Source organism: Acidithiobacillus sp. M4-SHS-6 (genome assembly GCF_047421495.1).
In the GTDB taxonomy this organism is placed as follows: domain Bacteria; phylum Pseudomonadota; class Gammaproteobacteria; order Acidithiobacillales; family Acidithiobacillaceae; genus Acidithiobacillus.
In genome coordinates this window covers 1,988,849-2,005,360 of sequence record NZ_CP175559.1, presented here as the reverse complement: position 1 = coordinate 2,005,360, position 16,512 = coordinate 1,988,849, and the positions used below count along the sequence as shown (strand labels likewise).

Here is a 16,512-nt window from a genome sequence, read left to right as displayed (position 1 = left end):
AATTAATTATCATAGCCCATATCCGGGTCGTTGACTGCGGCCAGGGCAAAAGCGGCCTTCCTTTTCTGGCATTGTGGACAGAATCCGCAGGGCTGTTCGCGTCCGAGCAGGCAACTGTAGGTTTTTTTCCAGGGAATACCCAGACCATTACCGTACTGAATGATGGCGGCTTTGCCAAGATGGATGAGGGGTGTTTCCAGTTGCAGGCCCAGGCTGCCCAGTGTGTCGCGAATGGCGCTTTGAAATGCCGGCCCGGAGCAGGCGTCGACTTCTGCATCATCGGCGCTCAGGCCTATGACTATACGGGGAATCTTCATGTTGCTGGCAATGGCGGCAATGGCAGCAATAGCCATAAAATTGCGATGGGGCAGGGGAACGTGGTAACGCTCCGTACGCAAGGCGCCGACAGCAGCTCCGAATGCCGAAAGATCATAGCGTTGGGGATGGATATGGAGTTGTGCGCTCAGTGTCTGAACGGCTTGCCACTCTTGCCGGGCGGCGCGCTGCGCATAATCCAGGAAAACCGGTTGGGGATGTTCCTTTTGGGCGAGTTGAAACAACAGCGTACTGCTTTCTATACCGCCACTCATGAGCAGCAGGCAACGGGAGTCTGGTGACAAAGGCTCAGGCTGGCGTATGATCGTTGTGGTTTCGGATCGGGTATTCATAGGAGCTAAAGATAACATGAGTTCATGCGTAAGGGTGCATCCTGTGAATCCCCAATGGCGTCTGCTGGAGCCCGTGCTGGAAGTGCTGCGGGAGGGAGGACTGATCGTCTTCCCGACGGATACCTGTTACGCCTTGGGTTGTATGGTGGGCGCCCGTGAAGCCCAGGAACGTTTGCGCCGGATCCGTCAGCTGGATTTGCAGCATGATCTTTCCTTGCTCTTTTCGGGTATTGCGCAACTGGCTGAATATGCCAAGCTGGATGATCGCGCTTTTGCCTTGCTGCGCAAGGCGTTGCCGGGTCCCTACACGTTTATTCTCCCGGCGACCAAGGATGTGCCCCGGCGTTTGGCGGACCCCAAAAAACGGAGTATCGGGGTGCGTATTCCGGCCCACCCCATTTGTGAAATGCTCCTGACAGAATTGGGTGAACCCTTGATGAGTTCGACTTTACAACTTCCCGATGCGGATCTGCCCCTGGCTGATCCTGAAGAAATTTGCGCGCTTTTGGGTAATCAGGTGGATAAGGTCATCCTGGCGGAGCCAGGACGTGTCAAGTGTTCGACCGTAATTGATTTGCTGCAATGGCCGCCCCGGTTGCGGCGCAATGGGGCGGGGGATCCGGCGGCTCTGGGTCTTGAAGCATAGTGTCTGCCCAGGGCTGCATTAGCTAGCCCATAGCTCCTGCTGATATACTCCCGGCCATGTTTGATCTTACCCATTTTATACGCACCCTGGCGATCTGGGCGATTCCGGTGCTGTTTGCCATTACCGTGCATGAGGTCGCCCATGGCTGGGTGGCCTGGAAACGCGGTGACCCCACGGCGATGCTCATGGGCCGCCTGACCTTGAACCCCATCAAGCACATTGATCCTTTTGGGACCATTCTGCTGCCGGGCATTTTGTTGCTCTTGCATTCCCCTTTTCTGTTTGGTTATGCCAAACCGGTGCCGGTCAATTTTGCGGGCCTAAAAAAGCCCAAGAGCGACATGGTCTTGGTAGCCATTGCGGGTCCCGCCGCCAATCTGCTGATGGCCATTTTCTGGACGGCAGTGCTGTGGTTGGGGGGGCATCTGCCCGGAGCCCTGGCTTATGTGGCCGAACCCATGCGGTTGATGGGCGAGGCGGGCATCATCATCAATGTCATCTTGATCATTTTCAACCTGATTCCCATCCCGCCGCTGGATGGTGGGCGGGTGGCCGTGGGCTTGTTGCCCGCTTCTGCCAGCATCGCCCTCAGCCGGGTTGAACCTTACGGGTTTATCATTCTCATCGTGCTGCTGTTTACCGGCATCTTGTGGGATGTGCTGGGTCCATTGTTCTTGTGGGTTTATCATTTTTTTCTGGCAGTAGGTGTCGGATCATGAAAGAAATTATCGTGTCTGGAATGCGTCCTACCGGGCGTTTGCATATTGGCCATTATCATGGTGTGCTGAAAAACTGGGTGCATTTGCAGGATCAAGGGGAATGCTATTTTTTTGTCGCGGACTGGCATGCCCTGACTACCCATTATGAAAGCACGGGAGGTATCTCCACAGCCGTCTGGGATATGCTGGTCGAATGGTTGGCGGTGGGGATAGACCCGGAAAAGGCGGTGCTCTTCATTCAGTCCCAGGTACCCCAACATGCCGAATTATCCCTGCTGCTCGGGATGCTGACGCCCTTGTCCTGGCTGGAACGGGTACCGACTTTCAAGGATCAGCAGGAAAAGCTCCGGGAGCGTGATCTGGCGACTTTCGGTTTTCTGGGTTATCCCGTGTTGATGACTGCCGATATTCTCCTCTATGAAGCCCAGCAGGTTCCGGTGGGTGCGGATCAGGTGGCGCATCTGGAAATCAGCCGGGAATTGGCACGGCGTTTCAACAGTTTTTATGGTCGGGATGAAGAATTTCAAGAGCTTGTCGATAAGGGCTTGCAGGCCATGGGGAAAAGCGCTGCCAAAACCTTTGCCAAATTACAGCAGCGCTTTCAACAGAACGGCGATTTGTTGGCAGTCACGGAAGCCGCCGATTTTCTTCGGCAACAGGCGGGATTGAGTCCGGCAATGCAGGCCCAGCTTCTGGCCCATCTGGAAGGGAAGGGTCGGGAAATTCTCCGGGAGCCCCAGGCTTTGTTGACCGAAGCCTCCAAATTGCCGGGTCTGGATGGCCAGAAAATGAGTAAATCCTACGGAAATACCATTCCGTTGCGGGAAGATCCTGCCCGAGTGCAGAAGAAAATTCGCACCATGCCCACGGACCCTGCCCGAGTCCTGCGAACTGATCCGGGGACTCCGGAAAAGTGTCCGGTATGGAGTTTCCACCAGGTCTATTCCAGTCCAGAAACCCAGGCATGGGTACGACAGGGCTGTACCAGTGCCGGGATCGGCTGCGTGGATTGCAAGCAACCGGTGATTGACGCCGTGCTGGCAGAACTGGCCCCCATTCGCGAGCGGGCGGAGTACTGGGCGGCACGACCGGAACAATTACGGGAAATCGCCCATGCCGGAGCTCAACGCGCCCGCCACAAGGCCGAGCAGACCATGACAAAAGTCCGGGCAGCGATGGGGTTGGCCCATGAGCGGGGTAGGGGCTGAGTGCTGCAGGGTGTGAGCGTTGGCCACGGGCTCGTAGGGCAGGGCGTGCAGGTGCATGGTCAGCCTCTGAATGCTTTACCCGAGGGTTTGTTCATTCCTCCCGATGCCCTGGAGCTGTTGCTTGACGGCTTTTCCGGCCCGCTGGAGTTGTTGCTCTGGCTGATCCGACGTAATCGCATGGATATCCGCGACATTCCGGTTGCCGAAGTCACGCGCCAGTATTTACTGTATTTGCAGGAAGCGCGGCGGCGTAATCTGGAGTTGGCGGCAGAATATCTGCTCATGGCGGCCTGGCTCGCGGAAATCAAGGCGCGCATGCTGCTGCCCCTGCCTCCGGCCAGTGATGCAGAGGAAATGGATCCCCGCCTGGAGCTGGTGCGGCGTCTGGAGGCCCTGGCGCTAGTACAGGCCCAGGCGGAAAAACTGCATCAATTGCCCCGTTCCGGTCAAGACTTCTGGATGGCTGCAGCCATTCGTCCCGACCACTGGCCCCTGTCTCCACCTTTGTTGACTTTGCAGGATATCGCCGATGTCTGGTTGCGTATCCAGACGCGACCAGAGCCTGGCGAAGTGCCGGCACACCAGCTTTCCCAACCGCAAATGGGCTTGCGGCAACGCATGCTGGACCTGTTGCGGTATTGTCGTCAGGATGTCTCCCGCTCCTGGTATTTCGCGGAATTGCTGCCTGATCTGAACCGCCATACTTTGGCGATATCCCTATTGGCTATTCTGGAGTTGTTGCGCCAGCAAGCGCTGCAACTGCGGCAAGATGCGTCCGGTGTGTGGCAAGTACAGATTGCCGGTATGGAGAAACTGGTCCATGCGTGAAGCCTTGCTGGCCCTGTTTTTGTCCAGTACGGAACCCTTGTCCCGCAAGCAGTTGGCGGCCCTCTTTACAGAGGATCCCGCCTATGCGGGCTGGGAGGCGGCGCTGGATATCCTGCTGGCAACGGGGGAAGGGCCCTTGCAACTGGTGTCCGTCGCAGGGGGATATCGCCTGCAGATTCATCCCCGACATCATGGTCTCCTGGCCCGTTTGCATGTGGATGCACCCCGCCCCTTGTCCAAAGCCGTGCTCGAAACCCTTGCGGTCATTGCCTATCAGCAGCCGGTTACCCGGCCGGAAATCGAACACTGGCGCGGCGTTTCGGTGAATGCGCAGATCATGCAGCAGTTGCAGGAACTGGGGTGGATTAGTGTGGTAGGGCACAGAGAAACTCCGGGGCGTCCAGCACTTTGGGCAACGACATCGGAGTTTATGCAACATTTCGGACTGGCTTCCCTGGAAGACTTGCCCGTAGTCAGTGTAAGTAAATAGAAAAATTATTACAATATTAGAAAAAACTTATTTGACGACGTGATAATATGGTCTCATATTTTCTTGAGAATTTGTAGATGACGGGTCTGTAAATGGATGCCGACATCCGCACTCAGTGAGATGTGGTCAATAATGTGACGAGGAGCAGACCAATGGCACATGTAGTGATTTTAGGGGCAGGTACAGGTGGCATGCCCGCAGCGTACGAAATGAAGGAAGCCTTGGGTTCCGGGCATGAAGTGACGCTCATCAGCGCCAATGATTATTTTCAGTTTGTACCATCCAATCCATGGGTTGGCGTGGGTTGGCGCAAACGTGATGACATCGTTTTTCCGATCAAACCTTATGTGGAACGCAAAGGTATTCATTTCATTCCCCAGGCAGCGGAAAAAATTGATGCTGAAGGTCAGGAAATTACTCTGGCGGATGGCAGCAAGGTACATTATGACTATCTGATGATCACTACGGGACCCAAGTTGGCATTTGAAAATGTGCCCGGTTCCAATCCCCATGAAGGTCCCATCCAGTCCATTTGTACAGTGGATCATGCTGAAAAAGCTTATCAGGACTATCAGGCCCTGCTGGCCGAACCCGGCCCCATTGTGATGGGTGCCATGGCCGGTGCCAGTTGTTTGGGTCCGGCCTACGAATACGCCATGATTGTGGCTTCTGATCTCAAAAAACGTGGAATGCGCGACAAGATTCCTTCTTTTACCTTTGTCACCAGCGAGCCCTATATCGGCCATCTGGGTATTCAGGGGGTCGGTGATTCTACTGGTATTCTCACCAAGGCCCTGAAAGAAGAGAATATCGACATCTATACCAATTGCAAGGTCACCAAGGTAGAAGATGGTAAAATGTATATCACCCAGTTCAACGACAAGGGTGAAGAGGTCAAGGAATTTACCCTGCCCGTCAAGTTCGGCATGATGATTCCCGCTTTCAAGGGTGTGCCTGCCGTAGCGAATGTGGAAGGACTGTGTAATCCCGGTGGTTTTGTGCTGGTGGATGAACATCAGCGCAGCAAGAAGTACGCCAATATTTTTGCCGCTGGCATTGCCATTGCCATCCCTCCGGTGGAAACCACCCCCGTACCTACCGGCGCGCCCAAGACCGGTTACATGATTGAATCCATGGTGACTGCTGCGGTGCACAATATCAAGGCGGATCTGGAAGGGCGCAAGGGAGAGCAGACCATGGGTACCTGGAATGCCGTCTGCTTTGCCGACTTTGGCGAGTCTGGTGCGGCTTTCGTGGCCCTGCCCGAATTGCGGCCCCGTAAAATAGACGTATTTGCCACTGGCCGCTGGGTGCATTTGGCCAAGGTGGCCTTTGAAAAATATTTCATCCGCAAGATGAAAATAGGTGTTTCCGAACCTTTTTATGAAAAGGTACTGTTCAAGATGATGGGTATTACTCGTCTGAAGGAAGAAGTGCCGCCACATCGCAAAGCTTCCTGATTGTAACTGGTAAACATCCTGAAGACCCCGCCCAGTGCGGGGTTTTTTGTAGGGTTTGGGCACCAGACAGGATATGATGACGCACTCGCCCGATCCCTTCATCCAAGGAGCGGGCATGCTTGGAGATGGCGGATACATGGACGAAAAATTACAAAAAGTACTGGCACGCTTCGGTCTGGGTTCCCGGCGCTTGATGGAGCAGTGGATTGCCGCAGGTCGCGTTCAGGTCAACGGTCAGGTCGCAAGGCTCGGCGACCGGGTGACATCCCAGGACAAAATCGCCGTAGATGGTGAAGCACTGCGGATTCCTTCCTGGGTGCGTCCCCGTCTGCGGGTACTGCGTTATCATAAACCAGCAGGAGAACTCACCACTCGCAAGGATCCTGAAGGTCGCCCGACCGTGTTTGATCGCTTGCCCAAATTGCGCGGGAGTCGTTGGATTGCGGTTGGTCGCCTGGATTACAACACCGAGGGTTTGCTCCTGTTGACCAATGACGGTGATCTGGCCAATGCCTTGATGCATCCCCGATCAGGCATTGAGCGGGTCTATGCCGTGCGTACCCTGGGTGTGTTGACTGCAGAGCAGGAACATACGCTGCTGAAAGGCATCGCCCTGGAAGATGGGGAGGCCCGTTTTCTCCACATTGAAGATGCTGGCGGGGAAGGGGCCAACCATTGGTACCATGTGACCCTGGCCGAAGGACGTAACCGGGAAGTGCGGCGCATGTTTGAAGCATTGGGCATGGCGGTCAGCCGTTTGATTCGGATACGCTATGGTGTTGTGGAAATGCCGCGCTTGCTCAAAACCGGCTATTTCGATGAACTACCCGATGAGGACAGGGAAAACTTGCTGGCGAGCATTCACTGGGCGAATCCGGTAAGTCCCAAGAAAGATTAAAGTTACTTTTCCTTAAATCTCGCACATGGTCATTAAACCTGATCCTTCATGGATATCATCATTTCCGCAGGGGGTAAGCGCCGAATTCAGGATGAAGCGCATAAGGGCCATGGAGCAACAGGCATCCCCACCCATCAGTCCCTTTCAGGATTCAGTCTGCATGGGCAAGCAGTTCTTCCGCTTCCTGGCAAAGGCTTCGGCGTTCGAGCAGGCTGCCAGGAATGTGGCCGCCCGCCTGGCGCCAGAGAACGGCGGCGCGAATGCCGCTGAGCAGAAGGGTACGAATACGGGCGGCATCGTCGGGATCACTTAAAAAACGACTTTCACCACTGACAATGATACGTGGCCTCAAGCTGCCGATGGCTTCCGTATAGGTTTGCGCCAGGCCCGCAATGACGCTGCTCTGGGTGGTGTCACCAAAATGCTGGATCTGACGCTGGGCTTGCTGAATCCCTTCCTGGACCCGGCGCGCTGCTGCCACATTTTTCAGTAGCCGTTTACTCAGACTGTTCATGGCCATGGTGTAACGTAGGAGTTCGGCTTCCTGGGCGTTGGCCGGGCCCCGTTGCAGGAGGGGGCAGAGCAAGGCCAAGGGTTGGCGCAAACTCTGGATATTCCCCAGAGCCTCACGTATGTCCGGGCTTTCCAGGGCCAGAATACTGTGAATGCAAATGGCCAGTAAGGCCCCAGGTTGTTCACCATTGCGGGCAATATCTTGGACCAGCAAGGCACTCCGCAGAATACCTGCCAGCGCCAGGGTTCGATCACGGCGGCGATCGGGTCCGGGAATCAGAAAATTCCACATGCTCATTCTGTTTTTCTCTTATGGTCTGGAAACATGGTTCAGGGCTGTGCCTTGTTCAGTATGGCATCCAGTGTCTGCGCCAGTATCTTGCTTTGGGTTTCAGTCAATTGCCGCCCCCTTTCATTGAGGATGAAAAAGGTGTCTTCCACCCGTTCACCAAATGTCGATACCTTGGCACCATGTATATTCAGCTGCAAGGAGCGCAGGGCTTCACCCACCCGATAAAGTAGTCCGAGCTGATCAGCGGCCCGTACTTCCAGCAGGGTATAACGGGACAGGGCATGATTGTCGATGAGGATTTCTGCAGGACGCTGCGCAAAAAAGCGGTGGCGGGGGTCGCGATGGCGCAGACCGAAATGAGGCTTGCTTTCGCTTTCCCCTTCGATAATGGCGCGCAGGCGTGCTGCCAGAGCGTGATCCGCCTGTTCCGTTCGGGCAAAGGCATGACTGTCATCAATGACTAAAAAGGTATCGATGGCCCGACCATCTTCACTGGTGTCGATGCGGGCGTCGATGATGTTCAAGGATTGACGGTCCAGGGCCCCGGTGATCTGCTGGAACAGGCCAGGACGGTCAGGTCCATAAATCAGGATTTCGCTACCTTCTGGCTGATGCGGGCGCACCGCAACCAGGGTTTTTCGGCTTTTATGTGCCAGAATTTGCTGGGTATGCCAGAGCAGTTCAGTTTCGTTGTAGCGTAAGAAATAAGCCCCGGATAAATGCTGCCAAAGGATTTTGGCGCGGGTCTGGCTGTCCTTTGCCAGGGAGCGCAACACACTTTCCTGACGCTCACGGACGATCTGGGGAATGTCCTGCCGGTTGCGGTCTTCCTGTTGCAGCTCTCGGGCGGTGGCGCGATACAGGGTACTGAGCAGCAGGCCCTTCCAGTCATTCCAGAGCTCCGGATTGGTGGCGCGCATATCGGCTACGGTCAATAGCAGCAGATAAGCCAGGCGACGTTCATCGCCCACGCTTTTGGCAAAACCCTGAATGACCTGGGGGTCTTCCAGGTCCCGTCGTTGCGATACGGTGCTCATTTGCAGATGCTGTTCCACCAGCCAGACCATCAACTCGGTGTCGCGCTGGGATAAGTGCAGGCATTTGGCAAAGCGCCGTGCTTCCTGGGCGCCAATCTGGGAATGGTCGCCACCCCGGCCCTTGCCGATATCATGAAATAATCCCGCCAGCACCAGTAATTCTGGTTTATCAATCTGCTCCCAGGCCTGTTTCAGGACCACCATGCGCCCTTCCTCCTGATGGTGGAGTTGGCCGATATTGCGGATCAGGAAGAGGGTATGCTGATCAACGGTATAGACATGAAACAAGTCGTGTTGAATACGCCCGGTAATTCTGGCGAAAGCGGGAATCAGGTGGCCAAGAATGCCGCATTGCTGCATGATTTTCAGGCTGTGATACGCGCCTTCTGGCTGCGCCAGAAGGGTCAGCAGTTCGGTTCTGGCGACCGGGTCCTGTTCCAGAGAGCGGGGATGCACCTGAGCACGTAAGTGGTAGAGTTGCCGCTGGGTGAGGGCATCCAGGGTGCTGTCCTGGGGATTTTCGGCCAGTTCCCGAAACAGGCGCAGGATTTTCTGCAGCAGCTGTGGATCATTGGCCTGTAATGCGGGTATTTCTTTGGGGTTTTTTTTCTGCGGCCTTGAAGTAGCTTTGCTCTTGGCGGCCAGTTGCAGGGCAATATTTTCCTGGGCGATGGCGGAAATCCGCAGAATATCCGCAAAGGCCCGGTAAAGTTTCTGCATGAGTTGCTCTACCGGGCTGCGTCCAGGACGTTCCACATAACCTAAAGTAGCCGCCAATTGGCGCTGCTGGTCGAGACGCAGACGGTCTTCATGGCGGGCGGTGGCTTCATGCAGGGCGATGCGCAGCCGGGTCAGGAAGGCCTGCGCCCGCAAAAGCTGGCGATATTCGTCGGGACCGACCAGGTTTTTCTGGCGCAGGCAGGACAGGCTGCTATCCCCAAAAATCGTACCGGTCAGCCATTGCAGCTGGTGAATGTCCCGAAGTCCGCCCGGACCCTCTTTGAGGTTGGGCTCCAGATGAAAAGCCGTATCACTGCAACGGGCATGGCGGTTTTCCTGTTCGGCCAGTTTGGCTGCAAAAAATACGGCGGGTTTCCAGGGGGGGGTGGCGAGAAGCGTTTTTTCCAGCCGTTGATAGTGTTCGTAGGAGCCGCAGAGATAACGGGTTTCCAGAAGGGTGCTGGCAATGCTGAGGTCTTCGCGGGCCTGATCCAGACATTCCGGTATGGAGCGGACGCTGACACCTACCGCCATTTGCAAATCCCAGAGAGCGGTCAGGAACTGATGCAGGAAGTCTTCGACAGCCTTGGAAAGCTGAGCGGGGGTGAGAATCAGCAGATCGAGATCCGAGCCGGGAAACAGGGTACCGCGTCCATATCCGCCTACGGCCACCAGACTGAGTTCAGCGTTCTTTAGCTGAAGCCGGGTTTCTATGTGTTTCCAGAGTTGGCACAACATCTTGTCCATCAGCGCCGCATGCTGGCGCAAGAAGGCGCGACCATTTTGCCGGGAAGAAAATTCGGCCAGCAGGAGAGACCGTTCCTGACGCAGGCTTTCCGGGACAATCGGCAGAGCGTCATCGGCTCTGGAAGTGGACATGCTCAGAGGGGATCGCCGGGGAGTTGAGTCAAAACCTCATAGCCATCATCGGTCACCAGAATGGTATGTTCCCACTGCGCCGAGGCACTGTGATCCTTGGTCACAATGGTCCAGCCGTCAGGCAGGGCCTTGATGTGCCGCTTGCCAGCGTTGATCATGGGCTCAATGGTAAAGGTCATGCCCGGCATCAGCTCAACACCCTCACCGGGATTACCATAGTGCAGTACTTGGGGTTCATCATGAAATACCCGCCCGATACCATGACCGCAGAACTCCCGCACCACCGAACAATGCTGGGCTTCCGCAAATACCTGAATGGCATGGCCGACATCCCCCAGGGTAGCGCCAGGACGGACCTGCTGAATACCACGGACCATGGCTTCATGGGCGACTTCCATGACCCGCCTGGAGCGCAGGGGAACTTCTCCGACCGTAAACATCTTGCTGCTGTCGCCGTGATAGCCATCCTTGATGACGGTCACGTCAATATTGAGCATGTCACCATCTTTCAGAACCCGATCCCCTGGAATGCCATGGCAGATGACATGATTGAGGGAAATGCAGACGGATTTGGGAAAGGGGGGATATTCCGGACTGGGCTGATAGTTCAGCGGAGCAGGAATCCCTTGCAGGTCGTTGACGATGTAATCGTGGCAAATCCGGTCCAGTTCTCCGGTGGTGATTCCTGCTTTGACATGGGGGCGAATCATGTTGAGCACCATGGCGGTCAACTGCCCGGCGGTACGCATTTTTTCGATTTCTTCGGGAGTCTTGATATTGCCTTGGCTCGGGCTTCTACGACGTTGTAACATGGGAATTCTCCTGGGCGATCGAAAGAGAGAGGCTAAAACAGCAGCTTCTCTGCCATATCAATCCTTATTTTATCAGGACTGACCCGGCTCCGGTAGGCCAGAATTTCCACCCCCGCATGGCGTGCCTTCCGGAGGGCCTGTCCATAGGCCGGGTCTATATGGTCGGCGGGGGCAAAACCCTGGCCATCTTCCCGCCCGATCAGGAAAAACATCACGGCCCGACCGCCATTTTCCACCACCCCACGCAATGCCGTCAGATGTCGCAGGGCGCGGGCGCTGACCGCATCGGGAAAGCGAATGATGCCATCAGGTTCCAACAAGGTACAGGACTTGACCTCCACGTAGCAGGGCGCGCGTCCAGTGGCCTGCAAGAGGATATCCACCCGCTCATGCTGACCATAAGGCACTTCCCGGCGCAGCTCGCTATAACCTTGCAGGGCAGGTATCTGGCCGCTGCTAATGGCTTCGGCGACGATGGTGTTGGGGTGCTGAGTATTGATGCAGACCCAACTGCGTCCGCTCCAGTATAACTCCCAGGTCCAGGCGAATTTGCGGCGGGGATTGGGGCTGCGGGAAATCAGGATCGGTTGACCGGGTTCTGCACAACTGGTCATACTTCCTGAATTGGGACAGTGAATGGTGATTTCTTCGCCGGATGCAAGTCGGCAGTCAGCCAGAAAGCGCTTATAACGGCGGATCAGTGTGGCTGGGAGCAGTTCCGGCAGTTTCATGGACGCAGCTTAATGCTGGTGGCGGATACATGCCAGGATACGGACTGCGTCCTGTCCCGCAGCTCTGTCAGCGCCCAGTTTCGCCATGCCGCAGCGGGTGCGTCGTGGAGGGTGGCTGGGGTGTTCCAGCCTAAGAGTTTCAGGGTCGCTTCCCAGGCGTGTCCAGGATCTCCTGCCCAGGCCGGACTTTGCTGGCTTTTGGATAACTTGCTGCCATCGGCATTGCAGAGGAGTGGCAGGTGGCCATAGTCGGGATTGGGCAGATCCAGGAGGCTTTGCAGGTAGCGCTGAACACCGGTCAATGGGCATAAATCACCGCCACGAATGACTTCGGTGACGCCCTGAGCGCCATCATCCACCACCGAGGCCAATAAATAGGCAAAATAAGCATCTGCGCGGTGCAGTACGGGATCGCCCTGTTCGGAAGGAGTGTTCTGCCTGCCGAGAAAGCGGTCTTCCCATGGGGGTAAAGCATCGGGTACCCGCAGGCGCCAGGACCGTCCGATGCGCCCGGGCGCGAGCCCGTTGCGGCAAGTGCCTGGATACTGTCCTCCGTGCAAGCGGATTTCCTGGCGACTGCAGGCACAAGGATAGGCGTGACCTGCCTGGATCAATGCTTCGAGAGCCTGTTGATAGGCTTCACGACGTGTGGATTGCTGCCATACCGGGCCATCCCACTCCAGCCCCAGGGCTTCCAGTTGGCGGAGAATCTGGTCAGCCGCTCCAGAACGCTCCCGGTCCTTATCCACATCTTCCAGACGCAGGAGCCAGTGTCCACCCTGACTGCGGGCACTGAGATAGCTGCCGATGGCGGCGACCAGCGAGCCCGCATGGAGAGGACCGCTGGGGGAGGGGGCAAAGCGGCCAATGACGGGTCTGCCCTGGTCCCTTGTTCGGGAGAATGGTAAAACTCTGTGCATACGCTGCTCAGTTCGGCCTTGCGTCAGGACCGCTTCATACGGACTATGGTTTACCCTGGATTACTGTACAATTCCCATCAATCTAGCACAGGGAAGCGCGCGCATATATGCGTGGTCGGGCTGTTCACTTTCGGAGTCAAAATGGCGAACGAAGAATTTGCACTCATCGCGCAGTTGCAGAAGAGCTTGGGTCATGCCGGGAAAGGCGTGCTGCTGGGAATGGGGGATGATGCAGCCTGGCTGGATACCGAGGGGCGGAGTCTGGTGAGCAGCATGGATACGCTGGTGGCGGGTCGCCATTTTTTCGTCGACGTGCATCCCGCCGACCTCGCTTGGAAGGCCCTGGCCGTAAACCTCAGTGATCTGGCCGCCATGGGTGCCATTCCCCGCTGGTGTTTACTCAGTCTGGCGTTGCCTCCCCTGGCCGAGGGCTATGGGCAGTGGCTGCAGGATTTTGTAGCGGGTTGGCGGGAGTTGGCCGAGATGGCGGATGTGGCCTTGGTGGGGGGGGACACCGTAGCGACTGATGGCCCCCTGACCCTGTCCATCACGGCGCTGGGGGTGGTGGAACAGGGGGTGATGCGGCGGGACGCGGCCAGTGTCGGTGACCTCATCTGGGTGACGGGCACTCTGGGCGATGCCGCAGCGGCCCTGGATCGGGCGTTGGTGGCACGAGGGCTGCCCGGCTGGGATTTGGACTGTTCCGAAGCTTGTGCCCAGGCCCTGGAAAACCGGCGCCTGCGTCCATTACCGCGCCTGGATTTTGCCCGGGCGGCGCGAGCTGCTGGTGTGGCCTGCGCCCTGGATTGTTCAGATGGTTTTCTCGCGGATCTCGGTCATATTCTCCGGGCCTCCGGGCTGCGGGCCCGGGTCGATCTGGAAAGTCTCCCCCTCAGTTCGGCTTTGAGCGCTTGTATCGATGGGGATTTGCAGCGCCTGCAACGCTGGCCCCTGACCGGCGGAGATGATTATGAGCTGATTTTCTGCGCGCCGCCGACACTGACGCCAATCCTCATGGAACTGGCGGAAACCCGTGCCTTGCCGATCACTGCGGTGGGGCAGATTCTGCCAGCAGAGCCCCAGGCTCCCGAGGATGTGGATTTGTACTGGCAAGGGCTGCCCCTGCCGCTGCCCGAGAGTCGGGGGCACCAGCATGTTTTCTAGTCCCTGGTACCACTGGCTGGCTTTGGGTGGAGGCAGTGGTCTGTCGCCCGTCCTGCCGGGCACCATGGGCACCATTGCCGTCATTCCCCTCTATCTGTTGCTGGTTTTGCTGGTACATAGTCTCTGGGTATATACGGCAGTGCTGCTCTGTATGATGGCTGTCGGCCCCTGGCTTTGCGGTCAGACGGCCAAGGATTTACGCCAGGGTGCTGCCGGGAAGCGGGCTCTGGACCCGCCCGCCATCGTCTGGGATGAATGGGTGGGTTTACTGCTGACCTTATATTGGTTTCCCTTCGGTTGGTGGACCTTGCTTGCCGGTTTTCTGCTCTTTCGTTTTTTCGATATGCTCAAGCCTTGGCCCATATCCTGGCTGGATCGCCATGTGCATGGCGGAACAGGAATCATGCTGGACGATATGGCGGCGGCACTTCCTGCCTGGTTGATTTTGCTGGGAATGCGAGGGATGGGATGGTTATGACATCAACAGATGCTTTGCGTATTTTTTTACCCCTGCGTCCAGCAGCACTTGCTGAGGCCCAGCGTTTGCAAGCCTGGGCGCAACGCGCCGGTGTCTCGGCCGGAATAGAGCTGGCTTCAGCCCTGCCGGATAAGGCGGGCGCGGCTTTGGCCATCGGTGCTTTTCCCAACGGTGATGCCTGGAAATCCCTCTCGGGGCATGCACTGGTCCCGGCGGGTGATTGGCAGTCTTTGCAGGATTGGGCGAAGTCCTCTCTGCCAGCCTGTCCGCAAAGCTTCAGTTGCTTTACTGACCAGGGCCCCGGTCAAGAAATCTTGCCCGGCGAGTTCTGGATGGACGATCTCACCCAGGATGCCTTCAATCTGGCTATGGCTCCTCCCGAATGGGCCTTGTTGCAGCAATGTCCCAAAGCCGGAGGCCCCCGTCTGGCTCTGGCCGAATCCTGTACCGGCGGAGGTCTGGCGGCACGTATTACGGCCTTGCCCGGGGCTTCGGCACTCTTGCAGCATGGTCTGGTGACTTACAGTAATACCGCCAAGCGCCGTTATCTGGGGGTGCAGGCAAAAACCCTGATGCGCTATGGAGCGGTTTCTGAAGAAACTGCCCTCGAAATGCTCCATGGGTTGTTGCGGGAAGCCGACCTGGGTGCTGCGATTACAGGCATTGCTGGACCCGGCGGCGCCGTGCCCGGCAAGCCGGTGGGTACGGTGTGCATCGCCTGGGGGCGACGCGATGGTTCGCAACAGGTGAAAACCTGCCATTTCCGTGGGGATCGCTGGAATGTACAGTATGCGGCTGGGTCGGTGGCATTGGGCGGCCTGCTGGGTTTGCTGCTTGCCTGAGCCGGGTGGCTTTGCCCCTGCCGATTGCTCAGGTAGAATGCCCGACAAAGTAGATAGGATAACCGGGCGGTGAATGCCCGGACATCTGGAGCAAGCCGCCGCAGGGCAATGCCCGAGTGGAATATTCTCCTCATTATTCAGAAAAGGACAGCATGATGGATGATCAACGCAGCAAGGCTCTCTCGGCCGCTTTGTCCCAGATTGACAAGCAGTTTGGCAAGGGCGCGGTAATGCGCCTCGGTGACCACGATGCCATCAAGGATATCGCCGTCTATTCCACCGGCTCCCTGGGCCTGGATCTGGCTCTGGGAGTAGGGGGCTTGCCGCGAGGCCGGGTCGTCGAAATTTACGGGCCGGAATCCTCGGGCAAGACTACCCTGACCCTGCACGTCATTGCCAGTTGTCAGCAGGCCGGTGGCACGGCGGCCTTTATCGATGCCGAACATGCTCTGGATCCCGGATATGCCCACAAGCTGGGGGTGGATCTCGAAAATCTGCTGGTTTCCCAGCCGGATACGGGTGAGCAGGCCCTGGAAATCGCCGATATGCTGGTACGCTCCGGAGCGGTGGACCTGATCGTGGTGGACTCGGTAGCAGCCCTGACCCCCAAGGCCGAAATCGAAGGGGATATGGGTGACTCCCATGTCGGCTTGCAGGCGCGCTTGATGAGTCAGGCCCTGCGCAAGCTCACCGCCAACATCTCCCGAACCAATACCCTGGTCATTTTCATTAACCAGATTCGCATGAAAATCGGCGTCATGTACGGGAGTCCGGAAACCACGACCGGAGGTAATGCCCTCAAGTTCTATGCCTCGGTGCGCCTGGATATTCGCCGGATTGGCGCCATCAAGAAGGGTGACGAGGTCATAGGCAATGACACCCGGGTGAAAGTGGTCAAAAACAAGGTCGCCCCGCCATTCCGTGAAGCCGAATTTGCCATTTACTATGGTGAGGGCATTTCCCGCCTATCCGAACTGGTGGATCTGGGCGTCAAGTTCGAGATTGTTGACAAAAGCGGGGCTTGGTATTCCTATCAGGGCGAGCGGATTGGCCAGGGTAAGGATAATGCCCGGCAATATCTCAAGGAACACCCGGAGCTGGCCGCCCGGATCGAGCAACAGGTGCGTGCGGCGGCTGCCGGGAATCCGCTGGCCTTCACCGATGATGTGGCGGAGCCTGCGGCAGCGGAATAATTGACCAAAAACGC

17 protein-coding genes are annotated in these 16,512 nt (G+C 57.0%); 11 read left to right on the top strand and 6 right to left on the bottom strand.

The genetic code is table 11. The features are described from left to right. Positions 1-2: 2 nt before the first annotated feature. Positions 3-686, bottom strand: coding sequence for a 7-cyano-7-deazaguanine synthase (locus ACJU26_RS10465; RefSeq protein WP_414039594.1), 684 nt, complete (start codon positions 684-686; stop codon positions 3-5). Between ACJU26_RS10465 and ACJU26_RS10460 the strand changes: the two genes are divergently transcribed. The 7 genes from ACJU26_RS10460 (at position 685) to rluB (ending at position 6,917) form a co-directional block, all read left to right on the top strand. Further along, positions 685-1,314 (top strand): L-threonylcarbamoyladenylate synthase, encoded by a 630-nt coding sequence (locus tag ACJU26_RS10460; protein ID WP_414039593.1) that lies wholly within the window; start codon positions 685-687, stop codon positions 1,312-1,314. The genes ACJU26_RS10465 and ACJU26_RS10460 overlap by 2 nt on opposite strands. A gap of 56 nt (positions 1,315-1,370) precedes the next feature. Beyond that, entirely contained in the window at positions 1,371-2,033 is a 663-nt protein-coding gene (locus ACJU26_RS10455) for a site-2 protease family protein (RefSeq protein ID WP_414039592.1), read from the top strand. Then, positions 2,030-3,241: a tryptophan--tRNA ligase gene (locus tag ACJU26_RS10450; protein WP_414039591.1), complete on the top strand. Its 1,212-nt coding sequence runs from the start codon at positions 2,030-2,032 to the stop codon at positions 3,239-3,241. Before ACJU26_RS10455 ends, ACJU26_RS10450 begins: the two co-directional genes overlap by 4 nt. 12 nt (positions 3,242-3,253) lie before the next feature. Then, entirely contained in the window at positions 3,254-4,069 is an 816-nt protein-coding gene (locus ACJU26_RS10445; RefSeq protein ID WP_414039590.1) for a segregation and condensation protein A, read from the top strand. Further along, positions 4,062-4,559: an SMC-Scp complex subunit ScpB gene (gene scpB / locus ACJU26_RS10440; protein WP_414039589.1), complete on the top strand. Its 498-nt coding sequence runs from the start codon at positions 4,062-4,064 to the stop codon at positions 4,557-4,559. The genes ACJU26_RS10445 and scpB overlap by 8 nt, the downstream gene beginning before the upstream one ends. A gap of 152 nt (positions 4,560-4,711) precedes the next feature. Next, the gene (locus ACJU26_RS10435; RefSeq protein ID WP_414039588.1) at positions 4,712-6,019 is read left to right on the top strand and encodes an NAD(P)/FAD-dependent oxidoreductase; all 1,308 of its coding nucleotides are present in this window, start codon (positions 4,712-4,714) and stop codon (positions 6,017-6,019) included. Between the two features lie 115 nt (positions 6,020-6,134). Further along, positions 6,135-6,917 carry a 23S rRNA pseudouridine(2605) synthase RluB gene (rluB, locus tag ACJU26_RS10430; protein ID WP_414039587.1) on the top strand — a complete coding sequence of 261 codons (783 nt, stop codon included), beginning with the start codon at positions 6,135-6,137 and terminating at the stop codon, positions 6,915-6,917. A gap of 151 nt (positions 6,918-7,068) precedes the next feature. Here the strand turns inward: rluB and hflD are convergent, their stop codons facing one another. Genes hflD through gluQRS form a run of 5 tightly spaced genes read right to left on the bottom strand, consistent with a single transcriptional unit; the run spans position 7,069 to position 12,821 of the window. Then, on the bottom strand, positions 7,069-7,722 hold the full coding sequence (gene hflD / locus ACJU26_RS10425; protein WP_414041968.1) for a high frequency lysogenization protein HflD: 654 nt from the start codon (positions 7,720-7,722) through the stop codon (positions 7,069-7,071). A 38-nt stretch (positions 7,723-7,760) separates the two neighbouring features. Next, complete coding sequence (gene glnD, locus ACJU26_RS10420) at positions 7,761-10,358, bottom strand: [protein-PII] uridylyltransferase (RefSeq protein ID WP_414039586.1); 2,598 nt, start codon at positions 10,356-10,358, stop codon at positions 7,761-7,763. Positions 10,359-10,360: 2 nt separating this feature from the next. Then, positions 10,361-11,170, bottom strand: coding sequence for a type I methionyl aminopeptidase (gene map, locus ACJU26_RS10415; RefSeq protein ID WP_414039585.1), 810 nt, complete (start codon positions 11,168-11,170; stop codon positions 10,361-10,363). A 32-nt stretch (positions 11,171-11,202) separates the two neighbouring features. Beyond that, the gene (gene sfsA / locus ACJU26_RS10410) at positions 11,203-11,901 is read right to left on the bottom strand and encodes a DNA/RNA nuclease SfsA (RefSeq protein WP_414039584.1); all 699 of its coding nucleotides are present in this window, start codon (positions 11,899-11,901) and stop codon (positions 11,203-11,205) included. After that, positions 11,898-12,821 (bottom strand): tRNA glutamyl-Q(34) synthetase GluQRS, encoded by a 924-nt coding sequence (gluQRS, locus tag ACJU26_RS10405; protein WP_414039583.1) that lies wholly within the window; start codon positions 12,819-12,821, stop codon positions 11,898-11,900. Before gluQRS ends, sfsA begins: the two co-directional genes overlap by 4 nt. A gap of 141 nt (positions 12,822-12,962) precedes the next feature. Between gluQRS and thiL the strand changes: the two genes are divergently transcribed. From thiL to recA, 4 genes are all read left to right on the top strand, one after another. Further along, the gene (thiL, locus tag ACJU26_RS10400; RefSeq protein ID WP_414039582.1) at positions 12,963-13,985 is read left to right on the top strand and encodes a thiamine-phosphate kinase; all 1,023 of its coding nucleotides are present in this window, start codon (positions 12,963-12,965) and stop codon (positions 13,983-13,985) included. Further along, entirely contained in the window at positions 13,975-14,463 is a 489-nt protein-coding gene (locus tag ACJU26_RS10395; protein WP_414039581.1) for a phosphatidylglycerophosphatase A, read from the top strand. The genes thiL and ACJU26_RS10395 overlap by 11 nt, the downstream gene beginning before the upstream one ends. Next, the gene (locus ACJU26_RS10390) at positions 14,460-15,305 is read left to right on the top strand and encodes a CinA family protein (protein ID WP_414039580.1); all 846 of its coding nucleotides are present in this window, start codon (positions 14,460-14,462) and stop codon (positions 15,303-15,305) included. Before ACJU26_RS10395 ends, ACJU26_RS10390 begins: the two co-directional genes overlap by 4 nt. Positions 15,306-15,460: 155 nt before the next feature. Then, positions 15,461-16,498 (top strand): recombinase RecA, encoded by a 1,038-nt coding sequence (gene recA / locus ACJU26_RS10385; protein ID WP_414041967.1) that lies wholly within the window; start codon positions 15,461-15,463, stop codon positions 16,496-16,498. Positions 16,499-16,512 lie beyond the last annotated feature (14 nt).

Coding starts and splice junctions, on each gene's coding strand:
- ACJU26_RS10460 (WP_414039593.1), top strand. CDS start 685: ATGAGTTCATGCGTAAGGGTGCATCCTGTGAATCCCCAATGGCGTCTG.
- ACJU26_RS10465 (WP_414039594.1), bottom strand. CDS start 686: ATGTTATCTTTAGCTCCTATGAATACCCGATCCGAAACCACAACGATC.
- ACJU26_RS10455 (WP_414039592.1), top strand. CDS start 1,371: ATGTTTGATCTTACCCATTTTATACGCACCCTGGCGATCTGGGCGATT.
- ACJU26_RS10450 (WP_414039591.1), top strand. CDS start 2,030: ATGAAAGAAATTATCGTGTCTGGAATGCGTCCTACCGGGCGTTTGCAT.
- scpB (WP_414039589.1), top strand. CDS start 4,062: ATGCGTGAAGCCTTGCTGGCCCTGTTTTTGTCCAGTACGGAACCCTTG.
- ACJU26_RS10435 (WP_414039588.1), top strand. CDS start 4,712: ATGGCACATGTAGTGATTTTAGGGGCAGGTACAGGTGGCATGCCCGCA.
- rluB (WP_414039587.1), top strand. CDS start 6,135: ATGCTTGGAGATGGCGGATACATGGACGAAAAATTACAAAAAGTACTG.
- hflD (WP_414041968.1), bottom strand. CDS start 7,722: ATGTGGAATTTTCTGATTCCCGGACCCGATCGCCGCCGTGATCGAACC.
- glnD (WP_414039586.1), bottom strand. CDS start 10,358: ATGTCCACTTCCAGAGCCGATGACGCTCTGCCGATTGTCCCGGAAAGC.
- map (WP_414039585.1), bottom strand. CDS start 11,170: ATGTTACAACGTCGTAGAAGCCCGAGCCAAGGCAATATCAAGACTCCC.
- sfsA (WP_414039584.1), bottom strand. CDS start 11,901: ATGAAACTGCCGGAACTGCTCCCAGCCACACTGATCCGCCGTTATAAG.
- gluQRS (WP_414039583.1), bottom strand. CDS start 12,821: ATGCACAGAGTTTTACCATTCTCCCGAACAAGGGACCAGGGCAGACCC.
- thiL (WP_414039582.1), top strand. CDS start 12,963: ATGGCGAACGAAGAATTTGCACTCATCGCGCAGTTGCAGAAGAGCTTG.
- ACJU26_RS10395 (WP_414039581.1), top strand. CDS start 13,975: ATGTTTTCTAGTCCCTGGTACCACTGGCTGGCTTTGGGTGGAGGCAGT.
- ACJU26_RS10390 (WP_414039580.1), top strand. CDS start 14,460: ATGACATCAACAGATGCTTTGCGTATTTTTTTACCCCTGCGTCCAGCA.
- recA (WP_414041967.1), top strand. CDS start 15,461: ATGGATGATCAACGCAGCAAGGCTCTCTCGGCCGCTTTGTCCCAGATT.